The following is a 16936-nucleotide window of genomic DNA, read 5'->3' as shown; positions in this document are numbered from 1 at the left end:
GGGAATAAACACCCGCCGCCGGGTTCTATCATGATGGCGCTCCCCCAACCCATACAAGCCGGAGAAACAAGCCGATGAAACGGATGATGATCGTCGTCAGCACCCTCTTGCTGGGTGTGGGTGCCGTGATGGCGCAGCAGGAGATTGCCGTTCAGCAGGACAACCTGATGCGCTCTATTGCCAAAAATCAGTACGGCATCATCCAGAAGATGACGAAGGGAGATATCCCCTACGATCGGAAGGCAGTCGATCAGGCCATCGAGAGCATTGAAGCCGACGTCGGCAAGATCGCGAAGACCTTCGCGATCAATCCCAAGCAGGATGTGGTGAACGCCACCTATGGGGCGTCATCAAAGGTCTGGCAGAACAAGGCCGATTTCGATTCCAAAATCCCGCCGGTGCAGAAGGCGATCGCGGAGGTCAAAGGCAAGATCACCGACGTGGCGAGCCTGAAGGCCGCATACACCGCGATCAACGATCGCTGCACTGACTGCCACGAGACTTATCGGGTCAAGCTGAAGTAGCGGCACGCACGACACCACAAGCTCAGCGTCATCGCCCGCGAAGGCGGGCGATCCAGTACGCCGCGGCGCTGCTGGGGACGTTTGACGTCTCTGGAATACTGGATCCCCGCCTTCGCGGGGAATGACAGGCGCAGCAAATTCTATTCGCAAGGCCTGACGGATCGCTGTCAGAGCGGCTATCTTCAGCTCGGCCGCCGCGGCGTCGATGCGAGCTGTTGGATGCTGGCGCATCTGGCTCCTGACGACTTTATGACGTCAGGAGTTCCAACGCGGCAGGATCTGAATCAAACAGCGAGACAAGCCATGGTGAAACCGTTCCCGTCGAAGACGCACATCGGCAACCATATGCTGCATCCCGAAACGCTGATGCTGACCTATGGCTATGATCCGCAATTGTCGGAAGGCGCCGTCAAGCCACCGGTTTTCCTGACCTCCACCTTCGTGTTCAAGACGGCCGAGGATGGGCAGGACTTCTTCGATTTCGTCTCCGGCCGGCGCGAGCCGCCGGAAGGGATGGGTGCGGGCCTGGTCTATTCGCGCTTCAATCATCCCAACAGCGAAATCGTCGAGGACAGGCTCGCGATCTACGAGCGCACCGAGAGCTGTGCGCTGTTCTCATCGGGCATGGCGGCCATCGCAACCACGATCCTGGCTTTCGTCCGCCCTGGCGATGTCATTCTGCACTCCCAGCCGCTCTATGGCGGGACGGAAACCCTGCTGACGAATACGCTTGCGCGTCTGTCGATCGGCGCCGTCGGCTTCGCCGATGGTGTTGACGAAGCTGTGGTCAGCCAGGCCGCGGAAGAGGCCATGGGCAAGGGCCGGGTCTCGATGATCCTGATCGAAACCCCGGCCAACCCGACCAACGGGCTGGTCGACGTCGCGATGATGCGCCGTGTCGCCGACGTCATCGGAAAGAAGCAAGGACACGTTCCGATCATCGCCTGCGACAATACGCTGCTCGGACCGGTGTTTCAGCGGCCGATCGAGCACGGCGCGGATATTTCCTTGTACTCGCTCACGAAATATGTCGGCGGTCATTCAGACCTGATCGCGGGCGCCGCGCTCGGCGCGAAGGCGGTCGTGAAAGGCATCAAGGCGCTCCGGGGCGCCATCGGCACCCAGCTCGATCCGCATTCCTGCTGGATGATCAATCGGTCGCTCGAGACGCTGAGCCTGCGGATGGAAAAGGCCGATGCGAATGCGCGCCTCGTGGCCGACTATCTGCGCGATCATCCCAAAGTGGCCAAGGTCCACTATCTCGGTCATCACGAAGCGGCTTCGCCGGCCGGACTTGTGTTCGCGCGGCAATGCTCAGGGGCGGGATCCACGTTCTCGTTCGACATCATCGGCGGCAAGGCGGCGGCCATGAAATTCCTCAACGCGCTGCAGATCCTCAAGCTGGCGGTGAGCCTTGGTGGAACGGAGTCGCTTGCGAGCCTGCCTGCCACCATGACCCATTCCGGCGTTCCCGCCGATATCCGCCGGAAAATCGGCGTCCTCGATTCCACGATCCGGCTGTCGATCGGCATCGAACACCCCTCGGACCTGATCGCCGACCTCGCGCAGGCGTTGAATGCGGCCGAACCGGACGTGTGACGCATGCGCCAGCGCGGGCTCCGTGAATCGAAAAGGGCGGTTGCGTAAGCAGCCGCCCTTTTGTCGGACAGTGCGAAAGGTTACTTCATCACCTGACCGCGGATCTCTCCGCCCGGATTGGCCGCGGTGTGGATGTTGACGTAGAGCTTGCCGGCGAGCAGATCGGCGGCCTGCGCGTCGGTCAGTGTCGCCGAGCCCTCCGCCGGGCTCTTGGCGGCGCCGGGGATCGGGACCGCGACGCCGGCGTTCTTGCCGGCCTCGGCGGGTCCGTGGAAATGGGCGGCGGTGGCGGGGCCGGACAGGCCGGAATAGGTGACCTTCCAGGACAGCTTCTTGCTGGCGGCGTCGTAGTCCAGATCGGCCGTTCCGGTGCCGCTGCTGGTCGTTGCGGGCACCTCGGACTTGGCGTCGAGCGTTGCTTTCAGCTTTTCCGCGCTGGCCGAACCCGCAAAGGCAACGGCGCCGAGCACTGACACGGCGATGACGGTCTTGTTCATGACTCTTCTCCCTGCTGAACCCGTTTGGGCTGCCAAACTTCCAACAGCCGGCATTTCAGTTTATTCCCGTTTCAGGCCGCGGTGGGCTAAATTCTTCGTGGTTGGAGCGACGAAGACATCGGTCATAAGGTTCGCGGCGATGCACGAAGGGACCGTATGTTGCGACGAACAATCTCCGTGGCGCTGCTCGCCGCACTCGCTGCAGCCGGCGTCTATTGGTGGCTCAGCGCGCCGGTGGTGGCGGCCGCCGGCACCGCGGCTGCCCGCGTGCCTGATCTTGCCAATGGCGAGGTGATGTTCAACGCCGGCGGCTGCGCCTCATGCCATGCCGTCCCCGACCAGCCCGATCGTCTCAGGCTCGGCGGCGGCGTCGCGATCAAGTCGCCGTTCGGAACATTCTACGCGCCGAACATCTCCCCCGATCCGAGCGACGGTACCGGCAAATGGAGCGACGCTGAATTCGTCAACGCGGTGATGCACGGGGTCTCGCCCGACGGACAGCATTATTTTCCGGCCTTTCCCTATACCTCGTATCAGCATGCCAGGCGCGAGGACGTGCTTGATCTCTTTGCCTATCTGAAAACGCTGCCGGCCGTTGCAGGCAAGGTGCGCGACCACGATGTGCGCTTTCCCTTCGACATCCGGCGCAACGTCGGCATCTGGAAACTTTTGTTTATGGACGGTAAGCCTTTCGTCGCCGACAGCGCGAAGTCGCCGCAATGGAATCGTGGCGCCTATCTCGTCAACAGTTTTGGCCATTGCGCGGAATGCCACAGCCCGCGCAATGCGCTTGGCGGCATCATCGCCGGAGAACGCTTCGCCGGCGGGCCCAATCCGGAAGGCGAGGGCTGGGTGCCCAACATCACGCAGAAGGGCCTTGGGGAGTGGAGCGCGAAGGATATTGCCTATCTCCTGAAGACCGGCGAACTCCCCGACGGCGACAGCGTCGGCGGTGCGATGACGCGGGTGATCAAGAACACCTCGCAATTGCCGGACGAGGATCGCGCGGCGATGGCGGACTATCTCAAATCGCTGCCGTCGGTGGACGGTCCGCCGCGACCGAAGCGTAAAGAAGGAAGTTAGGTCGCGCCAAACGCCTTGAAGGTGATGATGGTCAGGGTGTCCTGGATGCCCGGCAGCACCTGCACCTTCTCGTTGACGAAGTGGCCGATATCGGTGTCGTTGTCGACGTAGAACTTCACCAGCAGGTCGTATTGACCGGCCGTGGAATAGATCTCGGAGGCGATCTCGGCTTCGGCAAGCGCATTGGCGACCACATAGGATTGGCCGAGCTTGCATTTGATCTGGACGAAAAAAGGAACCATTGCAGTCACTCCGAAGGCATATCTGACCGGCTAATAGGCCAAAACCGGCCGGATTTGGCAAGCGAACTTGCTGCCTCCGTATATGCGCGCTAGGAGGGGCCATGGTCCCCAGGAAGCGGAAAGTCGGCCCATGACGACCCCCGTGGCGCTCACCATCGCCGGCTCCGATTCGAGCGGCGGGGCCGGCATCCAGGCAGACCTGAAGACCTTTGCCGCGCTCGGTGTCTTCGGCGCTTCCGCCATCACGGCGCTGACGGCGCAGAACACGCGCGGCGTTACCGGCATTCACGCCGTGCCGGCCGAGTTCGTCACCGCGCAGATCGACGCGGTGTTTTCCGATCTCGAGGTCGGCGCGGTCAAGATCGGCATGGTGGCGCAGGCCGCCAGCATCGATGCGATCGCGGCCGCACTGTCGCGCTGGAAGCCCCAACACATCGTGCTCGATCCCGTGATGGTGGCGACATCGGGTGATCGCCTGCTCGCGTCCGAAGCCATCGACGCCCTGAGCATCAAACTGATGCCGCTGGCCTCGGTGATCACGCCCAATCTGCCGGAAGCTGCGGCTCTGCTCGACGAGCCGGTTGCGACTAGCGAGGCCGAGATCGAGAGCCAGGGGCGCCGGCTGCTGGCGTTGGGCTGCCGTGCGGTCCTGATCAAGGGCGGGCACGGCGAGGGCCCCGAGAGCATCGACTATCTCGTCGATGCCAAGACCACGATCGCGCTCGCCGCGCCGCGCGTGGCCACAAGCAACACTCATGGCACAGGCTGCTCGCTGTCGTCGGCGGTCGCCGCCGGGCTGGCCAGAGGCGAGGATCTCGAGCGCGCCGTGCGCAACGCCAAGGCCTGGATCAGCGCGGCGATCGCGGCCGCCGACCGCTTCAGCGTCGGCCACGGCCACGGGCCGATCCATCATTTCCACAGATTTTACTGAGACCGGCCGCGAGCGCGCGGCCGTTAACCCATCCAGCCAGCAGTTCCGGGTTCTTGCGGAGGTTGCTGCGGCGTGATGTCGCCTGATTGTCGCATGCGACTGATATTCGCGGGGAGGGCGAGGCAAGGCGCGATTCGTATCCGAGGGTGCGTCAAAGGTTCAATTGGTCATCCCCCTGTCACGGGACATTGTTACAGGCTGTCGCATGGGAAGTTACGATGTGAGTGACGAGAGCCCTGAGCGGCGCTTTCGCACGTTGTTCATCTCCGACGTTCATCTCGGAGCCCGCGGTTCTCAAGCCGACCTTCTGCTCGACTTCCTGCGTTTCCATGATGCAGACACGATCTATCTCGTCGGCGACATCGTCGACGGCTGGGCGCTGAAATCGAGCTGGCATTGGCCGCAATCGCATAACGACCTGGTCCAGAAGCTTTTGCGCAAGGCGCGCAAGGGCGCCAAGGTCATCTACATCCCCGGCAATCACGACGAGTTCCTTCGTAACTATTACGGCACGCATTTCGGCGGCATCGACGTCGTCGAGAACACTGTCCACACCGGCGCGGACGGCAAGCGCTATCTCGTCATCCACGGCGACATCTTCGACCTCGTGGTGCAGAACGCGCGCTGGCTCGCCCATCTCGGCGACAAGGCTTACGACTTCGCGATCCAGATGAATCGCTTCGTCAATTTCTTCCGGCGCATGTTCAAAGTGCCCTATTGGTCGCTGTCGCAATGGGCCAAGCAAAAGGTCAAGAACGCCGTCAACTATATCGGCGCGTTCGAGCAGGCGCTCGCCGCCGAGGCGCGGCGCCACGACGCCGCCGGCGTGATCTGCGGCCACATCCACTACGCCGTGATCCGCGACGAGGGCGGCATCCGCTACATGAATTGCGGCGACTGGGTCGAGAGCTGCACGGCGCTGGTCGAGCACGACGACGGCCGTTTCGAGATCATCACCTGGGCGGACCAGGCCGAGAAGCCGGCACAGATCCCGCAGGTCGCAGCCAAAGCTGCATAACAAGGGCAGCCTGATGCGCATCCTGGTCGCGACCGACGCCTGGCACCTGCAAGTCAACGGTGTGGTTCGGACGCTGACCAAGCTTACTGACGCCGCCAAAAGCCTCGGCGTCGAATTCGCGTTCCTGACGCCGCAATCGTTCCGCACCTTTGCGATGCCGAGCTATCGTGACGTGCGGCTGGCCATGCCGCGCCCGGCACGGATCGCGAAGCTGATCGAAGAGGCGCGCCCGGACAGCATCCACATTGCGACAGAAGGTCCGATCGGCCTCATGGTCCGCCGCTATTGCCGCCAGCGCAAGCTGCCCTTCACGACCAGCTTCCACACCCGCTTTCCCGAATATGTCCGCGCGCGCGTGCCGGTGCCGGGCTCGCTGATCTGGCGGGCTCTGCGCCGATTCCACAGCCCCAGCCGCGCCGTGATGGCGGCGACGCCTGCGCTCGCCAGCGAGCTGACCGACCGCGGCTTCGACAATGTGGTGCTGTGGCCCCGCGGCGTCGACACCCATTTGTTCCATCCTCGCGCGATCGATCTCTGCTTGCCGGCACCGGTGTTCCTCTCGGTCGGCCGGGTTGCGGTGGAGAAGAACCTCGAGGCATTCCTTGACCTCGATTTGCCCGGCACCAAGGTGATCGTCGGCGACGGTCCGGCGCGTGTCGCGCTGGAGGAGGCGTATCCGGACGCGATTTTCCTCGGCGAAAAGCACGGCGAGGAATTGGCGGATATCTACGCGGCCGCCGACGTCTTCGTGTTTCCGAGCAAGACCGACACTTTTGGCCTTGTCCTGCTCGAAGCGCTCGCAAGCGGCCTGCCGGTTGCGGCGTTCCCGGTGAAGGGGCCCCGCGACGTGATCGGCGATGCGCCAGTCGGGGCGCTCGATCACGATCTGCGCAGCGCCTGCTTCGCCGCGCTCGACATCTCCCGGCAGGACTGTGTCGAATTCGCCTCCAACTACACCTGGGAAGCCTCGGCCCGGGATTTTATCGACAGCATTTTGGCGGTCGGCGCGGTGCTGCCGGGCCGGAACGGGGCGGAGCCGGCGCGCTTCGTCGCCTGAGCGGAAGAAATCCTCGCGTGGAGGTGTCTTGCCCGCGCCTCGATAGCCGCGATATGGTCGGCTATGACCGAACAGCTCCTCCCGATCGGCCCTGCCGATATCGATGCCGCAGCGCGCGTGATCGCGCCCTTCGCGGTCCGCACCCCGCTGCTGTCCTTTCCCGTGCTCAACGAGCGCGTCGGCGCGAAGGTGTTCCTGAAGCCGGAGATGCTCCAGCGCACCGGTTCGTTCAAGTTTCGCGGTGCTTTCAACAAGGTCGCCTCGATCCCGCAGGACAAGCGCGCCGGTGGCGTGGTCGCGTTCTCCTCCGGCAACCATGCCCAGGGTGTGGCGGCGGCGGCAAAAATCCTCGACATGCAGGCGACTATCGTGATGCCCGCGGATGCGCCGCTGTCCAAGCGCGAGCGCACCAAATCCTATGGCGCCGAGGTCGTGCTGTACGACCGCGATCGCGACGACCGCGAGGCGATCTCGCGCGGCATCGCCGAGAAGCGCGGCGCAACGCTGGTCAGGCCCTATGACGATCCCTTCGTGATCGCAGGCCAAGGCACTGCCGGTCGCGAGATTGCGGAAGACATGGCAGCGCTCGGTCTCGCCCCTGACATCGTGGTCGCGCCGGCCTCCGGCGGTGGCCTGATCGCGGGCGTCGCGACGGCAGTAAAGGCGCGCTATCCGCTGGCCCAAATCGTCGTCGCCGAGCCCGAGTCGTTCGACGATCACGGCCTTTCGCTGACCGCAGGTCATCGCGAGCCGCACGGGCCGGCAGGCCGCACCATCTGCGATGCGCTGATGGCCCTGATCCCAGGCGAGATGACGTTTGCGATCAACAGCAAGCTGCTCGCGCGCGGCGTGACCGCGTCGGACAAGGAAGTTGGCGCGGCCGTCGCATTCGCCTATCGCGAGCTGAAGCTCGTGGTCGAGCCGGGCGGAGCGGTAGGATTGGCCGCGCTGCTTGCGGGGCGTCTTGATGTTGCCGGCAAGAACGTCGTCATCGTGCTCTCCGGCGGCAATGTCGATGCCGATCTGTTCGCGGAGCTGGTGGCCTGATTTTCTAATCGTCTCATATGAAGAAGGGGCAGAGCGTTGCCGCTCTGCCCCTTTCTGTATTTTCGTTGGTGGATTCGAACTTGCCGCTTGCTCGGTGCAACCTCTCCCGCTTGCGGGGGAGGTCGGCGCGAAGCGCCGGGTGGGGGCTGTTTCCTCTTGGGGAGTCTCTGTGCGGAAGCACCCTCTCCCCAACCCTCCCCCGCAAGCGGGGGAGGGAGCGCACCTTCTTCTCCGCGCGATCAGTGCACGAAGCTCCGGCGATTGTTGCCACCACCGTTGTTGCCCTGGCTCTGGTTCATCGACTGGCGAAAATTGTTGCTGCCGCCATTGCCGATCCGGTTGGTCGTGTTGAACTGCGGGTGGGAGTTGTTCTGGATCTGCACCTTGTTCACCGGGTTGTTGTTGATCTTCGCGCCGTTGTTGATGCGGATCGGATTGTTCTGGGTTTGAACTGTGACCGGCTTCGCACCGACGTTCGTGCCGCCCTTGCCGACATTCACCGGCATGCTCACGATCTTGCCAGGAGCGCCGTTGGCAGTGCCGCCATTGCCGAGCTTGCCGATGCCGTTGTTGTCGCCCGGCTTCTGCACGATCGGCAGATTGCCGTTGATCTGCGACCCACCATTGCCCTGCAGCGGCATGTATTTGGGCTGGCCGAGATTGCCGATCTTGAAGGTCGGGTTGATGTTCTGCGGCGCCAGGAACTTGGTCGCCTGCATCAAGGGGATCTGCTTCGGCTGCATCTGGAGCTTCAGCGCGACCTGCGCATAGGGCGTGTTGCCGTAGCTGTCGTAGAAGTTCTTGTAGCCGAGCGGCGAGTTCGCGAGCACCGCCTTGTGCCAGGCCTGCGAGAGCAGCAGGTTGTTGAGCAGCCAGCGGACGTGATCGCACAGCGGGTCGTGCGGATACATCGTGATGAACTCCTGATAGTACTCCGGACGGGCTTCGGACACGACGTAGTCATAGGCCTGGCGCGTCGAGCGGCTCGGCAGGTTGGAGGCCATCTGCACGACCGGCGCATTCACCGGCGCGCGGTTGGCGGCAACAGCGGTGTCGCCGAAGAAGGTGAAGTCAGAGGTCAGCGACGAGCTCTCCCAGGGGATCTGTGCGCCGCTGGTGGTCTGGTTCACTTCGAGGCGCACGCGCTTGAACAGCTGCTCGATCGGGACGTTGGGCTCGCGCGCAACGTTGAGGAAGGCTTGCGTGTAGGGGCTGTGGCCGCCGATGCCGTCCTGCGCTTCGGCGCCTGGCGCGGTCGAGTAGCCGACGATCGAGCCGTTCGGGGCATCGACGATGGCCAAGCCGCGGCCGGCGTCGTTGACGTTGGGGAAGGGGTTGTTGCGGCAGGCGTCGAGGATGACGATGCGCATGCGGCTCGGGATCGTCTCCAGCGTCGACATCACGTCGACCAGACGCACCGAATTATTGACCAGCTCGGTCTGACTCGAGACCTTGGCATCGACGGGAACGAGGTAATTCTCGCCGGCGAGCTGCACGCCGTGACCGGCGTAATAGACCATCGCCACGGTGTTCGGACCGCGCGCTGACACTTTGGCGGAGAAGTCCTGCACCACGCGAAGCATGTCGTTCTGAGTCAGGTCGGTCGCGGCGACCACTTCGAAGCCGGCCGAGTTCAGGAACTTCGCCATCGACTCCGCGTCATTGTCGGGGTTGGCGAGCTGCGGCGCGTTCTGGTAGTTCGAATTGCCGATCACCAGCGCGACCCGCTGCTCAGGGCCTTGCAGCGCGGTGGGAGCCGGCTCGACCGGGGCGACTTGCGCGGAAACAGGGCCGCAGGCGAAGCCGAACAGGCTTCCCACGAGGCCCGCAGTCATCAGGAAAGGCTTTAGGGGGAACATGGTGTGCTCCTCTGGCACTGATCTCGATACGAGATTGGTTGCGAGGAAGCTTGGCCGCGTTCGAGCCTTTGGTCCGTGATCGCGATCACCATTGTGGCCTACGTGATCTGAATCACGCTTGGAACCTGCTAGGGTGAGCGGCCGGTGTCCGGCCGGGCCGGGTCGCCGGCGATGACATGCTTTTCAAGGAAATGCCGTCACATGTTGAAGTCGATTGATCCCATCCTCACGCCCGACCTGCTCTGGCTGCTCGCGGCCATGGGCCACGGCGACGACCTCGTTTTCGTCGATGCCAATCACCCGGCAACCCGCATCGCGCAGAGCACGGCGTCGCAGCGCCTGATCCAGTTGCCGGGCATGACCATGGAGACCGCGATCCGCGCCATCATGTCAGTCTACCCGCTCGACGATTTCGATCCCGATCCGGTGCGCGTGATGGTGCCGGTCGACGATCCCGACCGCGTCCCCGACGTACAGCGTGTGGTGCTGGCCGAGATCGAACGCGCCGTCGGCCGCCCCGTCACGCCCGGAAAACTCGCGCGGCCGGATTTTTACCGGGCAGCGGCAGCGAGCTTTGGCGTCGTGCAGGTCGGCGACAGCAGGGGTTACGGATGCTTCCTGATCAGGAAGGGTGTGGTCAGCTAGGGGAATGCTCCGACCATCCCGATTGGTGCGCGATCGTGCAAATAGCTTGGCACTCGAATTTGAATGGCGTTCCCGGACTCGACTGTCTATCGTCAATCCATGTCGCGCCTTATGTGTCTGTCTGTTGCTGTCATCCTGTCGCTGCTGCCGGCTGTCGCGCCGGCCGCGTCAATTCAAAAGCGTCCCAAGCAAGCCTGGCATGGCTACGGCTTCCTGCCGGGCTATCGCCAGCCGCTCAGCAACAGCGTTCCGCTCTATAAGCAGAAGGAAGCGATGCGGCGGATGTCGCGCAGCGACCGGCGCCATTGGTACATCGATCCGGTCCCCCAATATTACGGCTGGGACGGCGAGTGGCGCTATTTCGGCCGGCCCGGCTTTGGCGGCGGCCGCTACAATGGCGGCAGTTTTGGGCCGTGCTGGACGCGGACACCGATCGGCGCGGTGTGGAATTGCGGGTGATCGCTGATCATCCGTCATTCCTAGCGTAGCGGCGTAGCGAAGCAGTCCAGAGTCTTTCCGCGGTGACAATCTGGATTGCTTCGCCGGCTCCTCAATGCCGGTCCCAACTCGCAATGACGTTGAGGAGAGAGTGTTCTCCTCACTCCGCTCTCGTGCCCCGGACGCAGCGCAGCGTCTCTTCGACGGTGCGCTGCAGAGCCGGGGCCCACGTTGCGACGGAAGCTGTGGCTCCTGGGTCCCGGATCTGCGCTTCGCTTGTCCGGGACACGAGACGGAGCATGCCGCGTCCCCTTACGAGAAGAACGCGATCTTCTCGGCCTGGGTCATGCGGCGGATCGGCGCCATGGGATCGTTTGCGGCGGCGCGGGGCTTTTGCAGGATGCCGCTGGCGAGGATGGTGGCGCCGAGTGAGGCTTCCGGGACCGGCGAGGGCATCGGCAGCGTCGTGCTCGGCGCTGCGCCGAATGTCGCGGCGGCTGCCATGGCCGACGCCGGCTGCTCCATCACTTCGGCGGCGGCTTCCGCAATGGCGTTGGTGAGGCGCGCAAGCGATTCCATCGCGATCGGCGCTTCCTCTATGGGCTCCTCCACGACCGGCGGAGCGGCGGGCTCAAGTCCGATCGGCTCCGGCATCTCGGCTGCAATGGGCGCTGCGGCCTCCGCAACCACCTGCTCCGGAATGGCCGCTTCCATCTCGACCGGCTCGATGATCTCGTCGAACTCCGGATCGGGCGCGGCCATCTCCAGTGCGATGGCCTCGAGTATGGCCTCGTGCTCGGCTTCCGCGGCGGCGTCGAGCGAAAATTCGTCCGTCACCTCGGCGAAGGCGGCGGGCTCAGCGGCCGGCTCTTCAAAAGCGGCGGCTTCAGGCGCGGTCTGGCTCTCGGCGACGATCTCCGGCTCCAGGGCGGCGTCCATCGCCTGCTCGGCAACGGAGAAGGCTTCAGCGACGCCGGCCGCTTCCACGGCTGCTTCGGGCTCGATCGCTGCTATGTCCTGCGGCGCCTCCGCAAAAGCCACGGCTGCTTCGCTGGCCATTGCGGCAGGCGCGACCTCCGCAAGCGGAGCTTCCGCCGCGGACGACGGCGCGTCCTGCACCGCGGCCGGCGAGGGGTGCGCAGCCTGCGGCGTTGCGTCGCCGTCGATCTGGTCGATCCGGTCCATGAGCAGATCGAATGCGGCCTTGAGGTCGGTACGGGGGTCGATGGTCGAAACTTGCGCGCAGGCCGCCTCGATGGAGGCAAGCTGCGAATCAATAAGGTCGCAGATTCGCCCATCGGCGCCGATCTCGCGCCAGCGCCAGGAGATCTCCTTGATGATGCGGAGGCCGCGCGGGATCGGCGCGAGGCTCGCCTCGATCGCCGCGGGATCGAGGGCCGCGATTGCGATCGTCTCGGCTTCGCGGATCGCGTGCCGGATTGCGACCAGCGCCTCGGGCAGGCGGTCCTCGACGACGGGTTGGCGCTGTGTCGCAAGGGTTTCTTCGATTTTCGCGACCGCGTCGAGCACCATGCGGGTGTCCGCATTGCGGTTGCGCTTGGCGTATTCACCGAGGAACCAGCGGCCGCGCGCGGTCTCCATGAAGGCTTCGCGGATCGCGTCGTAATCCTGCTCGTTCGGCTCGGCCGCGCGGGCAGACATAGGCGAGAGGGCGAATGCTTCGTTGGCCATGTCAATCTCGTCGCGCAAATCACGGCGCGTTACAGTAACGATCACCACGATATCGACCGAATCGCAATTGGTTTGATGGCACCCGAATCACAAATCCCCATCGCGGTATCTCAGAAGCGGCGATTCGCCGTGAGCCTCGCCGTGTTCTACTCGGCCGTGTTCGCGGTGTCGGGTACGCATCTGCCGTTCTTTCCGGTCTGGCTGAAGGCGATCGGCATCGACGCGGCCTGGATCGGCCTCATCAACGCGCTGCCGGCGATCACGCGCTTCACCACGCTGCCGCAAATCACGGCCCTTGCCGAAAAGCGACATGCCATTCGCGCCGGCATCATGGTCTCCGTGCTGGCGACGGCGATCGGATTTACAGCCGTCGGCCTGCAGGGGCAGCCGCTGGCGCTGTTCCTGATCTACGCGCTGACCTGCATGATGTGGACGCCGACGACCCCGCTGACCGACGCCTATGCGCTGCGCGGTGTCGCCCGTTACGGGCTCGACTACGGACCGGTGCGGCTGTGGGGCTCGGCAGCATTCGCCGCCGGCTCGCTCGCCTGCGGCTATCTCGTAGACCACATCGCGGCGCGCGATCTGATCTGGGTCATCGTCGCTTGGACCGTTGTTGCGGTCGCCGCCAGCCTTTTGCTGCAGCCGCTCGACGATGTCAGGCGAAGGACGACAGCGGCGCGCGCCGGCAAGGCGCTGCTGCACGATGCCGGCTTCTGGGCCATCATCGTTTCCGCCGCGCTGATCCAGGGCAGTCACGTCGCCTACTATACGTTCTCGGCCATCAACTGGCAGGCCCAGGGCCTCGGCGGGCTGACGATCGCGGGCCTCTGGACGCTGGGCGTCATCGCCGAGATCATCGTGTTCGCGCTGTCGCCGCGCTTCTCGCTGCACCCGTCCTCGCTCATGGCGATCGGGGGCGCGAGCGCGGTGGTGCGCTGGGTCGTCACCGCGCACGATCCGCCGCTTGCGCTGCTCGCGGTCGTACAGCTCGGCCACGGCCTGACCTTCGGGATGACCATCCTCGGCACCATGAATCTCCTGGTGCAGCGCGTGCCGTCGCATCAGATCGCGCGGGGGCAGGGCTACTACGCCGCGTGCAACGGGCTGCTGGGTGCGACCACCTCGATCGCGTCAGGCGCGATCTACGCCCGCATCGGCGACGGCCTGTATTACGTCATGGCTGCGATGGCCGGCGCCGGTGCACTTCTGATCTGGTCGGCGCGGCACCGGCTGAGAGCTCATCCCCAGAGCGAAGAATCCGGCGGATAGACCAGACTGTCGTCATACCGAAGACCATGATCGCGGTCGCGCGCCAGCAGCAGCGGGCCGTCGAGATCGACGAAGCGGGCCTGCGGCGTCACCAGCATTGCAGGCGCCATCGACAGCGAGGTTGCGACCATGCAGCCGATCATGATCTCGAAGCCGAGCGCCTGCGCGGCATCGGCCATCGCCAGCGCCTCGGTGAGGCCGCCGGTCTTGTCGAGCTTGATGTTCACGGCGTCGTAGCGCTCACGCAAGGGTGCGAGCGAGTGGCGGTCATGCACGCTCTCGTCGGCGCAGACCGCGAGCGGCCGTTTGATCCGCGCCAGCGCGTCGTCCTTGCCGGCCGGTAGCGGCTGCTCGACCAGGGTGACGCCGGCGGCCTCGCAGGCCGCGAGATTGTGCTCCAGATTGGCCTCGGTCCAGGCCTCGTTTGCGTCCACGATCAGCTCGGATTCGGGGGCCGCCTTGCGCACCGCCGCGATCCGCTCCCCGTCGCCGTCACCGCCGAGCTTGATCTTGAGCAGCGGCCGGTGCGCCGCTTTGGCGGTCGCCGCCGCCATGGCCTCGGGGGTGCCCAGCGAGATCGTGTAGGCCGTGGTGCGCTCGCCCGGCACCGGGCGGTCGAGCAGGCTCCAGGCCCGCAGCCCCGCCGCCTTGGCTTCCAGATCGATCAGGGCGCAATCCAGGGCATTGCGGGCCGCACCGGGCGGCATGGCGGCTTGCAGGGTCCGCCGGGTGAGTCCGCTCGCCACGGCCTCCTGCATGGCCTGGATGGCGGCTAGGGTTACCTCGGGCGTTTCGCCGTAGCGGGGATAGGGCACGCATTCGCCGCGGCCGATCAGGCCGTCCCGGCTCACCTCGGCCACGACGGTTACGGCCTCGGTCTTGGCGCCCCGGCTGATGGTGAAACTGCCCGCGATGGGAAAGCGCTCGATTCGCGCGGCCAGGGCCGGAACTTTGCTGGAAGTCATTTTGAACTCTGGCGAAATCTGAACCTGCTAGTTACCTCTAGCAACTAAGGTTAACCAGTCGGGGACACCTTCTCTGGGTAAGGGCGCGTGCGCAACCATCTGATTTCATCCGTTTCCAGCGCCCCGGCACGGGAGCGGACATCTTGAGCGGCGATCCGAAGCTGGAACGGATTGCGAAAGGCAACGCGCTGGCACTCTGCGCCACCGGAACCTGGACCGCGAGCTTCGCGCCGGTCCTGGAGCGGATGGTGGCTGACGCCGAGAAGCTCGCGGGCGGTTCGCAAAGCGTCTTCATCGACGTTTCCGAGGTGGCCAAGCTGGACACGTTCGGCGCCTGGCTGATCGAACGGCTGCGCCGCAGCCTGACCCAAGGCGCCGTCGAGGCGCAGATCGCGGGGCTGTCCGCCAATTATTCGAGCCTCGTGGACGAGGTGCGGCGGGTCAGGGCGACGCCCGTGATCGACACTAGCGCCGTCACCATCACCGGCATGCTGGAGCAGATCGGCCGGGCCGTGGCTGGCGTTGGCGGCACCGTGGCAGGCCTGATCGACATGCTCGGCGCGGTGCTCGCGGCGGGCGCGCGCACCCTGATTCACCCGCGCTCGTTCCGCCTGACCTCGACCGTGCATCATCTCGAGCAGGTCTGCTGGCGCGCGGTGCCGATCGTGGTGCTGATCACCTTCCTGATCGGCTGCATCATCGCCCAGCAGGGCATCTTCCATTTCCGCAGGTTCGGCGCCGACATCTTCGTCGTCGACATGCTCGGCGTGCTGGTGCTGCGCGAGATCGGCGTGCTCCTGGTCGCGATCATGGTCGCGGGCCGCTCGGGCAGCGCCTACACCGCCGAGCTCGGCTCGATGAAGATGCGCGAGGAGATCGACGCATTGCGCACCATGGGGTTCGACCCGATCGAGGTGCTGGTGCTGCCGCGCATGCTGGCGCTGGTGCTGGCGCTGCCGATCCTGGCCTTCCTCGGCGCCATGGCCGCGCTCTATGGCGGCGGTCTCGTCGCCTGGCTCTATGGCGGCGTCGATCCCGAAGCGTTTTTGCTGCGCTTGCGCGACGCCATCTCGATCGACCATTTCATCGTCGGCATCGTGAAAGCACCTGTGATGGCCGCTGTGATCGGCATCGTCGCCTGTGTCGAAGGGCTCGCCGTGCAGGGCAGCGCGGAATCGCTCGGACAGCACACGACGGCGTCCGTGGTGAAGGGCATCTTCTTCGTCATCGTCATGGACGGTGTGTTCGCCATCTTCTTCGCCTCGATCGGGATGTGACGATGGCGCAGGAAGTCCAAAACGGAATTCAAAACCCGATCATCCGCGTCCGCGACATCACCGTGCAGTTCGGCGCGACGCGCGTGCTCGACGGCCTCGACCTCGACGTCAAGCGCGGCGAAATTCTTGGCTTCGTCGGCCCCTCGGGTGCCGGCAAATCGGTGCTGACGCGCACCATCATCGGCCTCGTGCCGAAGGTCGCAGGCAGCATCGAGGTGTTCGGCGTCGATCTGGACGCCTCCAATACGTCGCAGCGTCGCAACGTGGAGCGGCGCTGGGGCGTGCTGTTCCAGCAGGGCGCGCTGTTCTCCTCGCTGACGGTGCGGCAGAACATCCAGTTTCCGATGCGCGAATATCTGCGCGTCTCGCAGCGGCTGATGGACGAGATCACCATCGCCAAGCTCACCATGGTGGGTCTCAAGCCCGAAGTCGCCGATCGCTTTCCCTCCGAATTGTCGGGCGGCATGATCAAGCGCGTGGCGCTTGCGCGCGCGCTGTCGCTCGATCCGGATCTGGTGTTTCTGGACGAGCCGACCTCAGGCCTGGACCCGATCGGCGCCGGCGACTTCGACGAGCTGGTGAGGACCCTCCAGCGCACTTTGGGGCTGACTGTTTTCATGGTAACCCACGATCTCGATAGCCTTTACACAGCATGTGACCGCATCGCCGTTTTAGGGAACGGTAAGATCATTGCGGCAGGGTCGATCGCCGACATGCAGGCCTCGCAGCATCCCTGGCTGAGGCAATATTTCCATGGCAAGCGCGCTCGCGCGGTGATGGGCTGAGGTGC

At 64.7% G+C, this 16936-nt stretch carries 17 protein-coding genes; 12 read left to right on the top strand and 5 right to left on the bottom strand.

Annotated elements, in window-relative coordinates; genetic code table 11:
• The first annotated feature begins 74 nt into the window (after nt 1-74).
• Nucleotides 75-524 (top strand): cytochrome c, encoded by a 450-nt coding sequence (locus IVA74_RS35485; protein ID WP_247352086.1) that lies wholly within the window; start codon nt 75-77, stop codon nt 522-524.
• 303 nt (nt 525-827) lie between these two features.
• Nucleotides 828-2123 carry a cystathionine gamma-synthase family protein gene (locus tag IVA74_RS35480; protein ID WP_247352084.1) on the top strand — a complete coding sequence of 432 codons (1296 nt, stop codon included), beginning with the start codon at nt 828-830 and terminating at the stop codon, nt 2121-2123.
• A gap of 80 nt (nt 2124-2203) precedes the next feature.
• Here IVA74_RS35480 and IVA74_RS35475 read toward each other — a convergent pair whose 3' ends face one another.
• Nucleotides 2204-2620, bottom strand: a complete 417-nt coding sequence (locus tag IVA74_RS35475) for a CHRD domain-containing protein (RefSeq protein ID WP_247352082.1) — start codon at nt 2618-2620, stop codon at nt 2204-2206.
• Nucleotides 2621-2776: 156 nt separating this feature from the next.
• On the opposite strand from IVA74_RS35475, the gene IVA74_RS35470 reads away from it, so the two are divergent.
• Entirely contained in the window at nt 2777-3703 is a 927-nt protein-coding gene (locus IVA74_RS35470) for a cytochrome c (protein ID WP_247352080.1), read from the top strand.
• On the opposite strand, the gene IVA74_RS35465 is transcribed toward IVA74_RS35470, so the two are convergent.
• A complete protein-coding gene (locus IVA74_RS35465) occupies nt 3700-3945 on the bottom strand; it encodes an Lrp/AsnC family transcriptional regulator (protein WP_247352077.1) in 246 nt (81 codons plus the stop codon). The two genes, IVA74_RS35470 and IVA74_RS35465, sit on opposite strands and share 4 nt — an antisense overlap.
• Before the next feature lie 130 nt (nt 3946-4075).
• Here IVA74_RS35465 and thiD point away from each other — a divergent pair, with 130 nt between their 5' ends.
• From thiD to IVA74_RS35445, 4 genes are all read left to right on the top strand, one after another.
• Complete coding sequence (thiD, locus tag IVA74_RS35460) at nt 4076-4876, top strand: bifunctional hydroxymethylpyrimidine kinase/phosphomethylpyrimidine kinase (RefSeq protein ID WP_247352075.1); 801 nt, start codon at nt 4076-4078, stop codon at nt 4874-4876.
• A 205-nt stretch (nt 4877-5081) separates the two neighbouring features.
• Nucleotides 5082-5894: a UDP-2,3-diacylglucosamine diphosphatase gene (locus tag IVA74_RS35455; protein ID WP_247352073.1), complete on the top strand. Its 813-nt coding sequence runs from the start codon at nt 5082-5084 to the stop codon at nt 5892-5894.
• Nucleotides 5895-5907: 13 nt separating this feature from the next.
• Entirely contained in the window at nt 5908-6951 is a 1044-nt protein-coding gene (locus IVA74_RS35450) for a glycosyltransferase family 1 protein (protein WP_247352071.1), read from the top strand.
• Nucleotides 6952-7014: 63 nt separating this feature from the next.
• Nucleotides 7015-7998, top strand: a complete 984-nt coding sequence (locus IVA74_RS35445) for a threonine/serine dehydratase (protein ID WP_247352069.1) — start codon at nt 7015-7017, stop codon at nt 7996-7998.
• Nucleotides 7999-8237: 239 nt separating this feature from the next.
• Here the strand turns inward: IVA74_RS35445 and IVA74_RS35440 are convergent, their stop codons facing one another.
• Complete coding sequence (locus IVA74_RS35440) at nt 8238-9857, bottom strand: caspase family protein (RefSeq protein ID WP_247352067.1); 1620 nt, start codon at nt 9855-9857, stop codon at nt 8238-8240.
• A 201-nt stretch (nt 9858-10058) separates the two neighbouring features.
• Here IVA74_RS35440 and IVA74_RS35435 point away from each other — a divergent pair, with 201 nt between their 5' ends.
• Both IVA74_RS35435 and IVA74_RS35430 read left to right on the top strand, forming a co-directional pair.
• Complete coding sequence (locus IVA74_RS35435; RefSeq protein ID WP_247352066.1) at nt 10059-10502, top strand: RbsD/FucU domain-containing protein; 444 nt, start codon at nt 10059-10061, stop codon at nt 10500-10502.
• Nucleotides 10503-10601: 99 nt separating this feature from the next.
• Nucleotides 10602-10961, top strand: coding sequence for a hypothetical protein (locus IVA74_RS35430; protein WP_247352190.1), 360 nt, complete (start codon nt 10602-10604; stop codon nt 10959-10961).
• A 291-nt stretch (nt 10962-11252) separates the two neighbouring features.
• On the opposite strand, the gene IVA74_RS35425 is transcribed toward IVA74_RS35430, so the two are convergent.
• Complete coding sequence (locus IVA74_RS35425) at nt 11253-12632, bottom strand: hypothetical protein (protein WP_247352064.1); 1380 nt, start codon at nt 12630-12632, stop codon at nt 11253-11255.
• A 75-nt stretch (nt 12633-12707) separates the two neighbouring features.
• On the opposite strand from IVA74_RS35425, the gene IVA74_RS35420 reads away from it, so the two are divergent.
• Entirely contained in the window at nt 12708-13904 is a 1197-nt protein-coding gene (locus IVA74_RS35420; RefSeq protein WP_247352062.1) for a major facilitator superfamily domain-containing protein 6, read from the top strand.
• Here the strand turns inward: IVA74_RS35420 and dgcA are convergent.
• Nucleotides 13874-14869, bottom strand: a complete 996-nt coding sequence (dgcA, locus tag IVA74_RS35415) for an N-acetyl-D-Glu racemase DgcA (protein WP_247352060.1) — start codon at nt 14867-14869, stop codon at nt 13874-13876. The genes IVA74_RS35420 and dgcA overlap by 31 nt on opposite strands.
• A gap of 143 nt (nt 14870-15012) precedes the next feature.
• Between dgcA and IVA74_RS35410 the strand changes: the two genes are divergently transcribed.
• Together IVA74_RS35410 and IVA74_RS35405 are read left to right on the top strand one after the other, a co-directional pair.
• Complete coding sequence (locus tag IVA74_RS35410; protein ID WP_247352057.1) at nt 15013-16146, top strand: ABC transporter permease; 1134 nt, start codon at nt 15013-15015, stop codon at nt 16144-16146.
• Between the two features lie 2 nt (nt 16147-16148).
• Nucleotides 16149-16931, top strand: coding sequence for an ABC transporter ATP-binding protein (locus IVA74_RS35405; RefSeq protein WP_247352056.1), 783 nt, complete (start codon nt 16149-16151; stop codon nt 16929-16931).
• Nucleotides 16932-16936: the final 5 nt, after the last annotated feature.

Origin of the sequence: Bradyrhizobium sp. 132, from assembly GCF_023074185.1 — a bacterium.
GTDB lineage: Bacteria > Pseudomonadota > Alphaproteobacteria > Rhizobiales > Xanthobacteraceae > Bradyrhizobium.
This window is presented reverse-complemented; position numbering and strand designations above follow the sequence as displayed.